Origin of the sequence: Pseudomonas sp. M20 (genome assembly GCF_045037865.1) — a bacterium.
Lineage (GTDB): Bacteria > Pseudomonadota > Gammaproteobacteria > Pseudomonadales > Pseudomonadaceae > Aquipseudomonas.
This window is the reverse complement of sequence record NZ_CP173611.1, coordinates 467,104-481,112: the sequence shown is the minus strand read 5'-3', so window position 1 is coordinate 481,112 and position 14,009 is coordinate 467,104. Positions and strand designations below refer to the sequence as shown.

Sequence of the window (14,009 nt, the reverse complement as noted above, 5' to 3'; positions counted from 1 at the left end):
TTCAGGTGTTCGATCATGGCATTTCGCCCTCTTACGGCCAAAGCACCCGCCGTTCTCTTGCGCGAAGCCAAGCCGCTCAAAGCCATCCTCGGCCATGCCCAGCGCCTGGGCCATTTACAACGCCTGCTCGAAAGCCAGTTGCAGCCCGCCGCCCGCGAACATTGCCATGTGGCGTCGTGGCGCGAGGGCAGTTTGTTGCTGATCGTCACCGACGGCCACTGGGCCACGCGACTGCGCTACCAGCAAAAACGCCTGCAGCGGCAATTGCAGATGTTTGATGAGTTCGCCAGTCTGACGCGGATTCTGTTCAAGGTGCAGCCGCCGACGGTTCAACGCGGGGCAGCCGGGCACACCATGGATTTGTCCACGGATGCGGCGGCGACGATTCAGGCGACGGCGGACGGGATCAGTGATCCGGGTTTGCGCGCGGCGCTGGAGCGCCTGGCGGCGCACGCCAAGGCCAAAACCTGAAGAAAAATCAAAGGATCGCAGCCTGCCGCAGCTCCTACAGATGAAACGCAATTTTCCTGTAGGAGCTGCCGCAGGCTGCGATCTTTGCTTTTAGCGGCGTTTGCTGCCACCGAGTAAAGAGCCCATCAAACCGCGCACCAGTTGTTTGCCAAGGTTATTGGCAGCCTGGCGCATCGCCGATTTCAGCGCTTGGCCGGCGGCGGTGCCGAGGAACTCTCCTGCTCTGTCGGCCAGGCTAGGCTCTTCAGGCGCAGGCTTGCCGGCGGGTGCCTCGGCTTCAGGCGCCAGGCCTTTGCGCCCCATCAGAATTTCATACGCCGACTCCCGATCAATCGGTTTGTCATAGCGCCCCTTGAATGGCGAACCCGCGATCAACACCGTGCGCTCGGTTTCGGTCAACGGCCCTATTCGCGATTGCGGTGGCGCCACCAGCACGCGCTGCACCATTTCCGGCGTGCCTTTCTCGGTCAGCGTGCCGACCAACGCCTCGCCAATCCCCAACTCGGTCAGCACCGACAAACTGTCGAACGCCGGATTCGGCCGGAAGCCGTCCGCCACTGCGCGCAAGGATTTCTGCTCTTTGGCAGTGAAGGCGCGCAAGCCATGCTGGATGCGCAGGCCGAGTTGCGCCAGCACGTCATCCGGCAAGTCCGTCGGCGACTGCGTGACGAAATACACGCCAACCCCTTTGGAACGGATCAAGCGCACCACTTGTTCCAGCCGCTCCTGCAATGCCTTGGGTGTGTCGCCAAAGAGCAAATGCGCCTCATCGAAAAACAGCGCCAGCAGCGGTTTGTCGGCATCGCCGCGCTCCGGCAACTGCTCGAACAGCTCAGCCAGCAACCATAACAGGAAGGTCGCGTAGACCTTCGGCGCCTCGTGTACCAGACGGCTGGCATCGAGCAAATGAATGCGCCCGCGACCATCGGCGGTCGGTTGCAGAATGTCTTCGAGTTGCAGTGCCGGTTCGCCGAACAAGGCTTCGGCGCCCTGCTGCTCGAGGATCGCCAGGCGACGCAGCAGCGCCTGACTGGAGCCGGTGGTCATCAGCGCCGCGTCTTCGCCCAGCAGTTGCGGATTGTCCTTGAGGTGATTGAGCAGTGCTTTCAGATCTTTTAGATCCAGCAGCAACAGGCCTTCACGGTCGGCGACCTTAAAGGCTGCGTAGAGCGCCGACTGTTGACTGTCGGTCAGCTCCAGCAGGCTGCCAATCAGCAACGGGCCCATTTCGCTCAGCGTGGTGCGCAGCGGATGACCGGACTCACCGTGGATATCCCAAAGCGTCACCGGATAAGCCTGCGCCTTGTAATTGAGCCACGGCATCCCGGCGATACGCTCGGCAACCTTGCCCTGCGGGTTGCCGGCGGCACCCAGGCCGCACAGATCGCCCTTGATGTCAGCGGCAAATACTGCGACGCCGGCGTCACTGAACGCCTCGGCCAAACGCTGCAAAGTGACGGTTTTACCGGTACCGGTGGCGCCGGCGACCAGTCCGTGGCGGTTCGCCAGGCGCATGGCCTGAGCAATCTGCTGGCCTGCGAGATCGGCGCCGATTACGAGTTGCGAGGAGTCAGGCATTTTGTCACCCAATGGTTAATCTTTGATTACGCATGGCCGATACAGAAGAGTGAGAGACCCGACCACAAGTCAGGCCGGACATTTCCCTAAGGAGAGACGGAAATATCAGCTTGCTTTCACCCTTGCCCATTTTGCGCGCTTCTATAAAAGCACGCCCTGGACATTAAGACCTTAGCGGAACCCCAAGCCATGAACAAAAATCTGCGCTTCAGCCATAAAATCTTGCTTGCCGCCGCCCTCATCGTCATCGCCGCCTTCGCCTCGTTTACGGCGTACAACGACTGGTTGCAGCGTAATGCGATCCGCGATGACCTGAACAACTATCTCAACGAGATGGGCGAGGTCACCGCCGGCAATATTCAGACCTGGCTCGGCGGTCGCATTCTGCTGGTCGAAAACGCCGCCCAGAACATTGCCATCAACCCCGAACCTGCCAACGTCGCCAGCCTGCTGGAACAGAAAACCCTGACCTCGACGTTCATGGCTTCCTATCTGGGCGATGCCACCGGGCACTTCACCATCCGCCCGGACACGAAGATGCCGGACGGTTTCGATCCGCGCGTGCGCCCTTGGTATAAAGGTGCCGAGAGCAGCAGCACCTCGACCCTGACCGAACCCTACATCGACGCTGCTACCGGCCAACTGATCATCTCCATCGCCACAGCCTCGAAAAAGGCCGGCCAGAGCGTCGGTGTGGTTGGCGGTGACCTGAGCCTGCAATCGCTGGTCGACACCCTCGCAGCGCGGGATTTCGACGGCATGGGTTATGTGTTCCTGGTCAGCGCCGACGGCAAGATCCTCGTCCACCCGGACAAGGCTCTGGTGATGAAGTCTCTGAAAGAAGCCTATCCGCAGGACACCCCGCGCATCAGCAGCGACTTCAGCGAAGTCACCGTCGATGGCAAGACGCGCATTGTCACCTTCGCCCCGATCAAAGGTCTGCCGTCGGTGAACTGGTACATCGGCCTGTCGGTGGACAAGGATCAGGCCTTCGCCATGCTCAGCGAATTCCGCACCTCCGCAGTGATCGCGACCGTGATTGCCGTGGCGATCATCATTGCCCTGCTTGGCATGCTGATCCGCCTGCTGATCCAGCCGCTGCACGTGATGACCCGCGCCATGGAAGACATCGCTGACGGCGAAGGCGACCTGACCAAACGCCTGACCATCGTCAATAACGATGAATTCGGTGTGCTCGGTACCGCATTCAACCGTTTCGTCGAGCGCATTCACGGTTCGATCCGCGAAGTGTCGTCGGCGACCGGGCAAGTCAACGAAGTCGCCCTGCGCGTGGTCGCCGCGTCGAACTCGTCGATGTACAACTCCGATCAGCAAGCTTCGCGCACCAGCAGCGTTGCCGCCGCGATCAACCAACTCGGCGCCGCCGCGCAGGAAATCGCCCGCAATGCTGCACAGGCCTCGAACCAGGCCAGCGACGCGCGCGGTCTGGCTGAAGACGGCCAGCAAGTGGTAGATCGCAGCATCAAGGCGATGAACCAGCTGTCGAGCATGCTCAGCGCGTCGAGCAGCAACATCGAGTCGCTGAACAGCAAAACCGTGAACATCGGCCAGATTCTCGAAGTGATCACCAGCATTTCCCAGCAGACCAACCTGCTAGCGCTCAACGCCGCGATTGAAGCGGCGCGTGCTGGGGAGGCCGGTCGTGGTTTTGCCGTGGTGGCCGATGAAGTGCGCAATCTGGCGCATCGCACCCAGGAATCGGCGCAGCAAGTGCAGACCATGATCGAGGAGCTGCAGGTCGGCGCCCGTGAATCGGTGAGCACCATGAGCGACAGCCAGCGCCACAGTCAGGACAGCGTCGAGATTGCCAACCTTGCCGGGGAGCGCCTGAACAGCGTGACGCAGCGTATCGGTGAGATCGACGGGATGAACCAGTCGGTGGCCACGGCGACCGAGGAACAGACTGCTGTTGTCGAGTCGATCAACGTCGATATCACCGAGATCAATACGCTGAACCAGGAAGGCGTGGAGAACTTGCAGGCAACGTTGCGGGCTTGCTCGGATCTGGAGCAGCAGGCTTCGCGTCTGAAACAGCTTGTGGGTAGTTTCCGGATTTAAGATCAAAAGCCTACCCCAGCCCTCTCCCCCAGGGGGGCGAGGGGGAAAGGGAGCCGATCTTTAAGCCTTTCAAAACCTGAGTTCGGCTCAAGTCTCTCAAGTCGGCGTACCTCCAACATCCACCACGGTCAGTCCCCTCTCCCTCTGGGAGAGGGTGCTCTTCAGCTCTACCGCGCAATCCCGACCGAACATCTATTCTTGATAAAGGTCAACCAAGGGAGAACTACGTAGCGGAGGGTTGATCACCGTGCATATCGCCGACATCACCATGTTCTACGCCCCGGCCAGCGGGGGCGTGCGCACTTATCTGGATGCCAAACACCGCCGGCTGGGCGTCAAACCCGGCATTCGCCACAGCCTGTTGATTCCAGGTGCGCATTTCGGCGAGCACGACGGTATTTACACGGTTCCAGCCCCCGCCCTGCCCTTCGGCAAGGGTTATCGTTTCCCTCTACGCCTCGCGCCTTGGCGAAATGTCCTGCAGGATTTGCAGCCGGATTTGATCGAAGTCGGTGACCCTTACCTGACTGCGTGGGCAGCTCTGGATGCCCGACGGCAACTGGATGTGCCAGTGATCGGTTTTTATCATTCGGACCTGCCGCTGCTGATCAGCAATCGCATGGGCCATTGGGTCACGCCGAATATCGAGGCGTATGTCACCCGGCTTTATGGCAATTTCGACCGGGTCCTGGCGCCCAGTCAGGTCATGGCTGACAAGCTCAGCGGCCTCGGCGTACGCAATGTCTTCGTGCAACCGTTGGGCGTCGATCTGCAGACCTTTCACCCCAGTGCCCGCGACCCGCAACTGCGCGCAGAACTGGGCATCGCCGAAGACACCCGGTTGCTGATTTTTGCCGGGCGCGGCTCGAAAGAGAAAAACCTGCCAGTGCTGCTCAAATGCCTGCAACGCCTCGGCCCGCGTTATCACTTGTTGCTGGTCGGTTCTTCGATGCCGGCGGCAGTGCCGGACAACGTCAGTGTGATCGACGAATTCTGCCCCGCACCACGCGTCGCGCAGTTGATGGCCAGTGCCGATGCGCTAATTCATGCCGGCGATCAGGAAACCTTTGGCCTGGTGATCCTTGAAGCCATGGCTTGCGGCATTCCCGTGGTGGCGGTGGCTGCCGGCGCGTTCGAAGAGATTGTCACGGAGTCCTGCGGCCTGCTGTGCGCGCCAAACAACCCGCAGGCGATGGCCAATGCCGTGCGCGAACTGTTCAGTCGCGGCTGCGGCAAACTTGGCGCCCAGGCCCGCCAGCATGTCGAAACCCACTACGCTTGGGACACGGTGGTCGACAGTTTGCTGGGCCACTATCACGCGGTTCTCGGCCATACGCTGCCACGGGTGGCCAATGGTTGAATCGATGAACGATCCCGCCGTGTTGCTGGTACTGCACGACGTGGCACCGTCGACGTGGGCGGATTACCAACCGTTTGTCGAGGCGGTCGACGCCTTGGGCAACGTGCCAATGACGTGGCTGATCGTACCGAACTTCCACCGGCACGCCACCCTCGACGCTCACCCGGCATTCTGTCGAATGCTCGACAGGCGCGTCGCCCGCGGCGATGAGTTGGCGCTGCACGGTTATTTTCACGATGACCAGGAGCCCCGCCCGACAACACCGCGCGACTGGTTCATGCGCCGGGTCTACACCCATGAAGGCGAGTTCTATCGTTTGTCCCGCGAAACCGCCCTCGCCCGCCTGCGCGATGGCATCGATGTTTTCCAGCGCCATGGCTGGCCGCTGCACGGTTTCGTCGCCCCGGCGTGGTTGATGAGCGATGGGACGCGCCAGGCCCTGCGTGAATTGCCGTTTAGCTACACCAGCGATCCGCAGCATCTTTATCGGTTGCCGGATTTCAGCGCTATCGACGCCCCCGGTCTGGTCTGGAGCGCCCGCAGTGCCTGGCGCCGGGGCCTGTCAAAGTTGGTCTGCGAGCAGCGGGAACAGCGCTGGTGCCAGGCGCCGGTGATTCGGCTAGGCTTGCACCCGGTGGACATGCGCCACCGTTTCTCCCGTGATTACTGGTTGAAAACCCTTGAACGACTGCTGGCGGAAGGACGCGTACCGATGACTAAAATCGACTGGCTGGCGCAACAGCGAAGTCAATTGGAGCGCGCCGCATGAGTCGCGGCGTTCTGTTGCTCATCGGCCTGCTCGCCGCGGTGCTGATTCCGGTTGTGCTGGGCGGCGGCGAAACCTGGGCGCGTCTGCAAAGTTTCCCTTTGCACTGGCTGCTGATCATGTTCGGCATGATCCTGCTCTGCTGGGGCATCAATACCCTGCGTTTGCGTTTGTTGCTCGGTGATCAACGCGACCGCGTCAGCCCACTGAAGAGCCTTGGCGTGGTGATGGCCGCCGAGTTCGCCTACTGCGCAACGCCCGGTGGCAGCGGCGGACCGCTGACGATCATGGCCCTGCTGGCCCGATCGGGTGTGCGGCCGGCGCGGGGTAGCGCGGTGTTTGCCATGGATCAACTGAGTGATTTGCTGTTCTTTCTCTGCGCCCTCAGCGGGATTCTGATTTATGCACTGTTTCAGCACCTCAGTGATCGACTGGAGTGGTTGCTGAGCGTCAGTGCGGTGTCATTGTTCGGCGGTTTGCTCAGTTGCGTGCTGGTTGCGCGTTATCACCGCGCCTTGATTCGCCTGAGCGGTCGTTTGCTGGCAAGGATGAACGTCAAGGCCAGCACCCGCCGTCGCTGGGCGCGCAAGTTGTTGCACTTTCTCGCCGCATTTTCCGACACGCTGAAGTTGCCCTGGCAGACACTGATCAAGGTCTTCGCGCTGACGTGCGTGCATTGGTTGCTGCGTTACAGCGTGCTGTATCTGGCGCTGCGCGGGTTGGGCGCCGACTTGCAGTGGGCGTGGAGTTTTCTGGTGCAGATGCTTTCGCTCGGAGCCGGGCAATTCAGTCTGCTGCCGGGCGGTGCCGGGGCGGCGGAATTGACGTCGGCAGCGCTGCTGGCGCCGATGGTAGGGAAATCCACCGCAGCGGCGGCGATTCTGATTTGGCGGGTGGTGACGTATTACTTCTATCTGGTGGTGGGGGGCCCGGTGTTTCTGTTGATGTTGGGGCGGCCGCTGTTGAAGAAGCTGATGAACGTCAGACAGGCTTCTTGACGTCGTCCTGCTCCTGCTCTTTGAGTTGTTCCCACAACTCGGCAGCGCCGGGAAACTCGGTACCATCCTCCGGGCTCATGTCCTCGGGATCATATCGACTCAAACAACCCTCACCCAAAGTCGCCGGTGCTTTGGAGGTGACTTTGTCCAGTGGATCACTCATGAAGGTTCCTCGGGGCATAAATGAACAAGGGTCTGGGCGATTGAACGCCCAGACCCTTGGTTTTTCAAGCCTGCATGGGTTCGATCAGAACACCACAGTCTTGTTGCCGTGCACCAGCACGCGGTCTTCGAGGTGATAGCGCAGGCCACGAGCCAACACCATTTTCTCGACGTCACGGCCGAAACGCACCATGTCTTCGATGCTGTCACTGTGGCTGACGCGCACCACGTCCTGCTCGATGATCGGACCGGCGTCGAGCTCTTCGGTCACATAGTGGCAAGTCGCGCCGATCAGCTTCACGCCACGCATCGACGCCTGGTGATACGGTTTGGCGCCGACGAACGACGGCAGGAAGCTGTGGTGAATATTGATGACCTTGTGTGCGTATTCGCGGCACATGTCCGGCGGCAGAATTTGCATGTAGCGCGCCAGCACCACCACTTCAGCGTCGTGCTGTTTGACCAGACGCGACACTTCGTCGAAGGCCGGTTGCTTGTCCTGCGGATTGACCGGGACATGGTAGTAAGGAATGCCATGCCATTCGACCATGCTGCGCAGGTCGTCGTGGTTGGAAATCACGCAGGAAATTTCGCAGTCCAGTTCATCGCTGTGCCAGCGGTGCAGCAAGTCCGCGAGACAGTGGGATTCGCGGCTGGCCATCAGCACAACGCGCTTTTTCTGCTCGGTGTCGGTGATGCGCCAGTCCATCGAGAACTCTTCGGCGATCGGCGCAAACTTCTCGCGCAGCACTTCAATACCGAAAGGCAGCGAATCGGCACGAATTTCGTGACGCATGAAGAACCAGCCCACCTGATTGTCCGAGTGGTGGCTCGCTTCGGTGATCCAGCCGTTGTGGGCTGCCAGAAAATTACTGACTTTGGCAACAATGCCAACGCGGTCCGGGCAAGATATCACCAGCCGAAAAGTGCGCATGAGGGGGAAACTCCAGAACTTCGCAAAGGCCGCCATTCTAGCGGCTACGCGGGAAAACTGCAGTATCGATCAGCACGGCCCGCGTCAGGCCCGGCGCTACGGCTTTCGATGGAGTAACCGTCAACGTGATGGTGATCCTGCGGCAGCGCTTGATCAGACAACTGTGAATATCTGTGATGACTGGATCACACTATTTAACTGAATATTCAATAGAGGGCAGTTTCTCGAAACTAATTTAAATAAAAACCCCGGTTAAATGTTTACTTGATGAAACAGCCTGACTATTATTGCGGCACTGTCCCCCTGCCATCCCGCACTTTACTAAGGTAGTAATCATGTCCTTGATCAACGAATACCGCGCCACCGAAGAAGCTATCAAAGAGCTGCAAGCCCGTTTGAAGAACCTGTCCCAAGACGACAAACTGCAAACCGAGCTGGAATTCGAAGGCAAACTGCGCACCCTGATGGGCGAATACTCCAAGTCGCTGCGTGACATCATCGCGCTGCTGGACCCGGAAGCAAAAACCAAAGCTCCACGTGGCGGCGCTGTAAAAACTACCGGCACCAAGCGTGCTCGCAAAGTTAAACAATACAAAAACCCGCACAACGGCGAAGTCATCGAAACCAAAGGTGGCAACCACAAAACTCTGAAAGAGTGGAAAGCCAAGTGGGGCGGTGACGTGGTTGAAGGCTGGGCTACCCTGCTGGGCTAAGCCGCAACGCCTTCGCAGAGCGATCCGCGAAAAAACAAACGCCAGCGAATGCTGGCGTTTTTTTATGCCCGGCATTTAAGCCCGGTCATGTTCGATTTCAAAGATTCAAACGTTTGCGCAATGCCTGGACATAATTCTTCCATTCATTGAGCACTTCACTCTGCATCGGCGTGGCATTAAGCGACCATTGCTCGGCCGCCTCGCTAAAAGATTTCAAGGTATTCGGTGCGCCGTATTCAGGGGCGGACAAGCGCTGCTGACAAAATATTCTCCAGCGCTCTTGCTCTTCGAAATTCAACGTCTCGGGAAAGTTACGTGCGCGATATCGAAAGAGTAATTCTGGCAAACGTTCGTCATCGAAAGGCCATTGCTCTTGCGCTAGTTGTGCCGGGTCAGCGCTCCTCACTTGCTCACATAGACGCCGGTCGCGGTCACCGATAAATCCGTCGTACAACTGTTGTTCCGGATCCTCGCTCGGAATGAAATCTTCGCTGACATAAATCTCTGCAACTTTATCTTTCCAAACTTGCTGTGCGTCAGTTAGCCGCAGTGCGCGCTGTTGATACAGCGACATGTCCAGCCCCAGCCGTTGCTGATCTTGCGTGCGCAAAACCGCAAGCGGCGCCACCACCGGGCAACGGTTGATGTGAATCAGCTTGAGCGGCACCGGCAACTCGCCTTCCAGTAAATCATCACGACGCGTGTACAACCGCTGGCGCAGGGTCTGCGCGTCCAGATCCAGCAACCCCTGCGGGTCGAGGTGCAGATCGCAGACGATCAAGGCGTTACGGTTTTTTGGATGCCAGGCTAATGGCAGCACCACACCGACATAACTGCGCGCGGCCGAGAAACGTCCGGAAATATGCACCAGTGGCTGCAGCAGACGAATCTGATCCATGACCTTTTGCTTGCTGCGCAACTGGAACAGCCAGTCATACAGTTTGGGCTGTTTTTCGCGGATCAGCCGAGCCAGGGCGATGGTCGCGCGCACATCCGACAGCGCTTCGTGGGCATGCCCGTGATCGATATTGTTCGCCGCCGTCAGGCGTTCGAGCTTGAGCGTCACGCGGCCTTCGTCATCGGTCGGCCAGATCAGGCCGTCAGGACGCAACGCATAGGCGGCGCGTACCACATCGATCAGATCCCAGCGACTGTTGCCACCCTGCCACTCCCGGGCGTAGGGGTCGAAGAAGTTGCGATACAGGCTGTAACGGGTCATCTCGTCGTCGAAACGCAGGGTGTTGTAACCGGCGCCGCAGGTGCCGGGGGCGGCCAACTGAGCGTGAACCCGGGTCATGAAATCCGCCTCGCTCAAACCCTTTTCGGCGAGCTGGCTTGGAGTAATGCCGGTGATCGCGCAGGCCGCCGGGTGCGGCAGGATGTCTTCGCTGGGCTGGCAGTAGAGATTGACCGGCTCGTCGATTTCGTTGAGCGCATGGTCGGTGCGAATTCCGGCCACCTGCAACGGGCGGTCGTTGCGCGGATTGATCCCAGTGGTTTCGTAGTCGTACCAGAAGATTGAAGTCACGGGCGGTTCCTGAACTGAAGATCGGCGAAGTCTAGGCGCTCGACCGCCGTCGCGGCCAGCCTGGAAACATTCAAACACCTTGCGGCAATCGCTGTGCAATACATAGTTATGTCGTTTTCCCCCGAGAGGCTGCTAGCATCGGTCTCACTTGCACCCCGAACAGGCGAACATCAGGTAGCCCATGCTCGAGCCCACAGCACCGCCAAGGAAAGCACCGCTGGCCCCGCCGCTGGATACGCGGCATCAGGTCGAAACGCCGGAAGGCATTGACCTGCCCTTGCGACCGGCCGGGCTGATGGTCAGGGCCGTTGCGTTTGCGATTGATCTGGGCATTCGCGGCGTGATCATGGGCGTACTGTTCATCGCGCTGGCGTTTCTCGGCAAGCTTGGCATGGGCCTTGGTTCGCTGCTGCTGTTTGTCATCAGTTGGTGGTACATGGTGCTGTTCGAAGTGCTGCGTCAGGGCCGCTCGCCGGGCAAACAATGGATGGGGCTGCGGGTGGTGCACGACGACGGCACACCTATCGGCTGGTCGGCCTCGCTGTTGCGCAACTTGCTGCGCTTTGTCGATCTGCTGCCGTTCGGCTACTTTCTCGGTACCCTCAGTTGTCTGCAACACCCGACATTCAAACGCCTCGGTGACATCGCTGCCGGTACGCTGGTGGTCTACAGCGAACGCCCACTCAGCCGTCCACAGTTACCTGACGCCGAACCGCGGCGCTCACCCGTGCCCCTCACCCTCAACGAACAACGCGCCGTCCTTGGCTTTGCCGAGCGCCAAGGGGAATTATCGCCTGCTCGGGTCAATGAGCTGGCAGCCCTGCTCGCCCAACCACTGCGTATTTCCGCGCCCAAAGCAGTCGTTGAACTCAACGGCATCGCTCGCGGCTTGTTGGGCCCGCCATGAAGCAAAGCCTTTTCGAAAGTCGCCACAAGGCCGAATGGGAGCGTTTTGCGCTGGCCCTCGAACGGCTTGAACGCGGCAAGGACACCTCGCAGGTCGCCGGTTTCCCAAAGGCCTATCGACGTCTTTGTCAACATCTGGCACTGGCCCAGGAGCGCGGCTACAGCAGTTTCCTCATTGATTCGTTGCAACAACACGTGCTGCGCGGGCATCAGCAGTTGTATCGCCATCGCAGCCGCCTCGGCGCCAACCTGTTGAGTTTCATCCTTGCCGACTTTCCGCGTCTGGTACGCGCAGAGTGGCCGTTTGTGCTGGTGGCAAGTTTGCTGTTCTTCGGCAGCCTGATCAGCGTCGCCGTGTTGGTGTTTGTGTTTCCCGAACTGGTCTACAACCTGATCCCCGCCGATCAGGTGCGTGAGATGCAAGGCATGTACGACCCGGTCACCGGCCACCTCGGGCGCCCCGCCGAACGTGCGGCCAGCGAAGACTGGGTGATGTTCGGTTACTACGTGATGCACAACATCGGCATCGCCTTTCAGACCTTTGCCAGCGGTTTGCTGATGGGCGTGGGCAGTGCGTTCTTTCTGTTCTACAACGGCATGGTCATCGGCGCGGTCGCCGGGCACCTGAGCGAGATCGGTTTCGGCCAGACCTTCTGGTCATTCGTTATCGCCCATGGCGCCTTTGAACTCACCGCCATCGCCCTCGCCGGGGCGGCCGGCCTGGAGCTCGGCTGGGCCCTGGTTGCCCCCGGACGGCTGACCCGCAGCGAAGCACTACAAAGGGCGGCGCGCAAAAGCGTGTTGCTGGTGTGCGGCGTGATGTTGTTCCTGCTGATTGCCGCGTTCATCGAAGCCTATTGGTCATCGAAAACCAGCGTCACGCCGCTGACCAAATACCTGGTCGGCGCCGGGCTATGGGCATTGGTCGCGCTCTATCTGTTGTTCGCCGGAAGGACCCGCCATGCGCCTGAGTGACGCCACCGTGGTGATCCGTCCGCGCACGACCTGGGAAGCCATGGACCTCGGCGTGCTGATGAGCCAGCAACATCGGCGCCTGCTGATGACCAGTTGGGCGATCGTCACGCTGCCGCTGTTCGCTTTGCTCAGCCTGTTGTTCTGGGATTCACCGTCACTGGCGGTGTTTATCTTCTGGTGGCTGAAACCGGCGTACGAACGCCTGCCGTTGTACATCCTGTCGAAAGCGCTGTTCGGCGAAACGCCGCCCCTTGAACAAGCCTTGCGCCAATGGCCGCGCCTGCTCAAACCGCAACTGCTGGCCAGCCTGACCTGGCGCCGCCTGAGTTTGAGCCGCAGCTTTCTATTGCCGGTGGTGCAACTCGAAGGTCTCGACGGCAATGCCCGGCAACAACGCCTGCAAGTGCTGCTGCAGCGCAACGCCGGCTCTGCGCAATGGCTGACCCTCATCGGCGTGCATCTGGAGACCGCGTTGTGGATCGGTCTGATGGTGCTGTTCTATATGTTGCTGCCACAACAGATCGAGACGGACTGGGACTGGCAGTCGCTGATTTTCGCGGCGGATCACGATTGGCGCTGGCTCGAACACCTGACCAATGTTTTCTATGCGCTGGTGCTGGTGGTGTGGGAGCCGATCTATGTCGCCTGCGGTTTCAGCCTTTATCTGAACCGCCGCACACAACTGGAAGCGTGGGACATCGAGTTGGTGTTCCGCCGCTTGCGACAGCGCCTGAACAACGGTGTATTGGGATTGCTGCTGGCGGTCTGTCTGCTGCTGCCGCATGTACCTTCGGCGTGGGCAGCCGAGCCTGATGACAGTCCACAGGCACCGCGATTGTTGAATCAGCCGCTCACCAGTCAGGCATCTCGAGACAGCATCAAGGCGTTACTCGAACAGCCGCCGTTCAAGAACAAGGAATCCGTCACCCGCTATCGCTTTGGTGAAGACCCCGCAGCAGCCGCCAAAGCGCAGCAGCCCGGCGAAGCTCCGCAGTGGCTGAAAACCCTTTTGGGCTGGCTCGACGGACAACACTTGAACGTACTGGCGAAGATCATTGAAGTCCTGTTGTGGGGCGCGCTTGTCGCTACGCTCGGCTGGGTGATCTGGCGCTATCGCGAGTTTCTGCAAACCTTCGTCAGCCGCCGTCCGAAACTCCCTGCCAAGGCGAAAGGCGCGTTGCCGCAGCAGGCCTTCGGTCTGGATTTGAACCGCGACACCTTGCCTGAAGACATCGCCAGCAGCGCCGAACAACTCTGGCAAAGCCAGCCCCGTGCAGCGCTGGGCTTGCTGTATCGAGGATTGCTCAGCCATCTGCTCCACGATTTCGATCTACCCCTGAAACCCGCCGACACCGAACTTCAGGTGCTGGCGCACATCGAGAAATTACAGCGTCCCGAACTGCTCGCCTTCAGCCGCAGTCTGACCGCACACTGGCAAAACATGGCCTACGGGCATCACGTACCGGCGGCGGTTGTGCAACAAGAGTTGTGCGATGGCTGGCGCGGCTTGTTCGGCCAGGGAGCTGCCCGTTGAGTCGC

At 59.9% G+C, this 14,009-nt stretch carries 13 protein-coding genes and 1 pseudogene; 10 read left to right on the top strand and 4 right to left on the bottom strand.

Features of this window, described 5'->3' with window-relative positions; all coding sequences use genetic code 11:
* Window positions 1–15 precede the first annotated feature (15 nt).
* A complete protein-coding gene (locus ACI514_RS02045) occupies window positions 16–471 on the top strand; it encodes a DUF721 domain-containing protein (protein ID WP_160059184.1) in 456 nt (151 codons plus the stop codon).
* 90 nt (window positions 472–561) lie between these two features.
* On the opposite strand, the gene ACI514_RS02040 is transcribed toward ACI514_RS02045, so the two are convergent.
* Window positions 562–2,049: a helicase HerA-like domain-containing protein gene (locus ACI514_RS02040; RefSeq protein WP_160059185.1), complete on the bottom strand. Its 1,488-nt coding sequence runs from the start codon at window positions 2,047–2,049 to the stop codon at window positions 562–564.
* Window positions 2,050–2,238: 189 nt separating this feature from the next.
* Here ACI514_RS02040 and ACI514_RS02035 point away from each other — a divergent pair.
* From ACI514_RS02035 to ACI514_RS02015, 5 genes and pseudogenes are all read left to right on the top strand, one after another.
* A pseudogene (locus ACI514_RS02035) lies at window positions 2,239–3,270 on the top strand (cache domain-containing protein); the annotation flags it as partial.
* Window positions 3,271–3,363: 93 nt separating this feature from the next.
* Window positions 3,364–4,128: a methyl-accepting chemotaxis protein gene (locus ACI514_RS02030; RefSeq protein ID WP_371043227.1), complete on the top strand. Its 765-nt coding sequence runs from the start codon at window positions 3,364–3,366 to the stop codon at window positions 4,126–4,128.
* Window positions 4,129–4,375: 247 nt separating this feature from the next.
* Complete coding sequence (locus ACI514_RS02025; RefSeq protein WP_405122996.1) at window positions 4,376–5,488, top strand: glycosyltransferase family 4 protein; 1,113 nt, start codon at window positions 4,376–4,378, stop codon at window positions 5,486–5,488.
* A complete protein-coding gene (locus ACI514_RS02020; RefSeq protein ID WP_405122995.1) occupies window positions 5,481–6,257 on the top strand; it encodes a DUF2334 domain-containing protein in 777 nt (258 codons plus the stop codon). The genes ACI514_RS02025 and ACI514_RS02020 overlap by 8 nt, the downstream gene beginning before the upstream one ends.
* A complete protein-coding gene (locus ACI514_RS02015; RefSeq protein ID WP_160059189.1) occupies window positions 6,254–7,252 on the top strand; it encodes a lysylphosphatidylglycerol synthase transmembrane domain-containing protein in 999 nt (332 codons plus the stop codon). Before ACI514_RS02020 ends, ACI514_RS02015 begins: the two co-directional genes overlap by 4 nt.
* On the opposite strand, the gene ACI514_RS02010 is transcribed toward ACI514_RS02015, so the two are convergent.
* Entirely contained in the window at window positions 7,236–7,415 is a 180-nt protein-coding gene (locus ACI514_RS02010) for a hypothetical protein (protein ID WP_405122994.1), read from the bottom strand. The genes ACI514_RS02015 and ACI514_RS02010 overlap by 17 nt on opposite strands.
* 84 nt (window positions 7,416–7,499) lie before the next feature.
* Window positions 7,500–8,348 carry a formyltetrahydrofolate deformylase gene (purU, locus tag ACI514_RS02005; RefSeq protein ID WP_011335666.1) on the bottom strand — a complete coding sequence of 283 codons (849 nt, stop codon included), beginning with the start codon at window positions 8,346–8,348 and terminating at the stop codon, window positions 7,500–7,502.
* Between the two features lie 335 nt (window positions 8,349–8,683).
* Between purU and mvaT the strand changes: the two genes are divergently transcribed.
* A complete protein-coding gene (gene mvaT / locus ACI514_RS02000; RefSeq protein ID WP_008058684.1) occupies window positions 8,684–9,061 on the top strand; it encodes a histone-like nucleoid-structuring protein MvaT in 378 nt (125 codons plus the stop codon).
* 97 nt (window positions 9,062–9,158) lie between these two features.
* On the opposite strand, the gene sbcB is transcribed toward mvaT, so the two are convergent.
* A complete protein-coding gene (sbcB, locus tag ACI514_RS01995) occupies window positions 9,159–10,589 on the bottom strand; it encodes an exodeoxyribonuclease I (RefSeq protein WP_160059190.1) in 1,431 nt (476 codons plus the stop codon).
* A gap of 181 nt (window positions 10,590–10,770) precedes the next feature.
* Between sbcB and ACI514_RS01990 the strand changes: the two genes are divergently transcribed.
* The 3 genes from ACI514_RS01990 to ACI514_RS01980 are packed head-to-tail and all read left to right on the top strand — an operon-like array spanning window position 10,771 to window position 14,004.
* The gene (locus ACI514_RS01990; protein ID WP_405122993.1) at window positions 10,771–11,496 is read left to right on the top strand and encodes an RDD family protein; all 726 of its coding nucleotides are present in this window, start codon (window positions 10,771–10,773) and stop codon (window positions 11,494–11,496) included.
* Entirely contained in the window at window positions 11,493–12,470 is a 978-nt protein-coding gene (locus ACI514_RS01985) for a stage II sporulation protein M (protein ID WP_405122992.1), read from the top strand. The genes ACI514_RS01990 and ACI514_RS01985 overlap by 4 nt, the downstream gene beginning before the upstream one ends.
* Window positions 12,457–14,004: a DUF4129 domain-containing protein gene (locus ACI514_RS01980; RefSeq protein WP_405122991.1), complete on the top strand. Its 1,548-nt coding sequence runs from the start codon at window positions 12,457–12,459 to the stop codon at window positions 14,002–14,004. The genes ACI514_RS01985 and ACI514_RS01980 overlap by 14 nt, the downstream gene beginning before the upstream one ends.
* Window positions 14,005–14,009 lie beyond the last annotated feature (5 nt).

Coding starts and splice junctions, on each gene's coding strand:
- ACI514_RS02015 (WP_160059189.1), top strand. CDS start 6,254: ATGAGTCGCGGCGTTCTGTTGCTCATCGGCCTGCTCGCCGCGGTGCTG.
- ACI514_RS02040 (WP_160059185.1), bottom strand. CDS start 2,049: ATGCCTGACTCCTCGCAACTCGTAATCGGCGCCGATCTCGCAGGCCAG.
- ACI514_RS01980 (WP_405122991.1), top strand. CDS start 12,457: ATGCGCCTGAGTGACGCCACCGTGGTGATCCGTCCGCGCACGACCTGG.
- purU (WP_011335666.1), bottom strand. CDS start 8,348: ATGCGCACTTTTCGGCTGGTGATATCTTGCCCGGACCGCGTTGGCATT.
- mvaT (WP_008058684.1), top strand. CDS start 8,684: ATGTCCTTGATCAACGAATACCGCGCCACCGAAGAAGCTATCAAAGAG.
- ACI514_RS01985 (WP_405122992.1), top strand. CDS start 11,493: ATGAAGCAAAGCCTTTTCGAAAGTCGCCACAAGGCCGAATGGGAGCGT.
- ACI514_RS02030 (WP_371043227.1), top strand. CDS start 3,364: ATGTACAACTCCGATCAGCAAGCTTCGCGCACCAGCAGCGTTGCCGCC.
- ACI514_RS01990 (WP_405122993.1), top strand. CDS start 10,771: ATGCTCGAGCCCACAGCACCGCCAAGGAAAGCACCGCTGGCCCCGCCG.
- ACI514_RS02045 (WP_160059184.1), top strand. CDS start 16: ATGGCATTTCGCCCTCTTACGGCCAAAGCACCCGCCGTTCTCTTGCGC.
- ACI514_RS02010 (WP_405122994.1), bottom strand. CDS start 7,415: ATGAGTGATCCACTGGACAAAGTCACCTCCAAAGCACCGGCGACTTTG.
- ACI514_RS02020 (WP_405122995.1), top strand. CDS start 5,481: ATGGTTGAATCGATGAACGATCCCGCCGTGTTGCTGGTACTGCACGAC.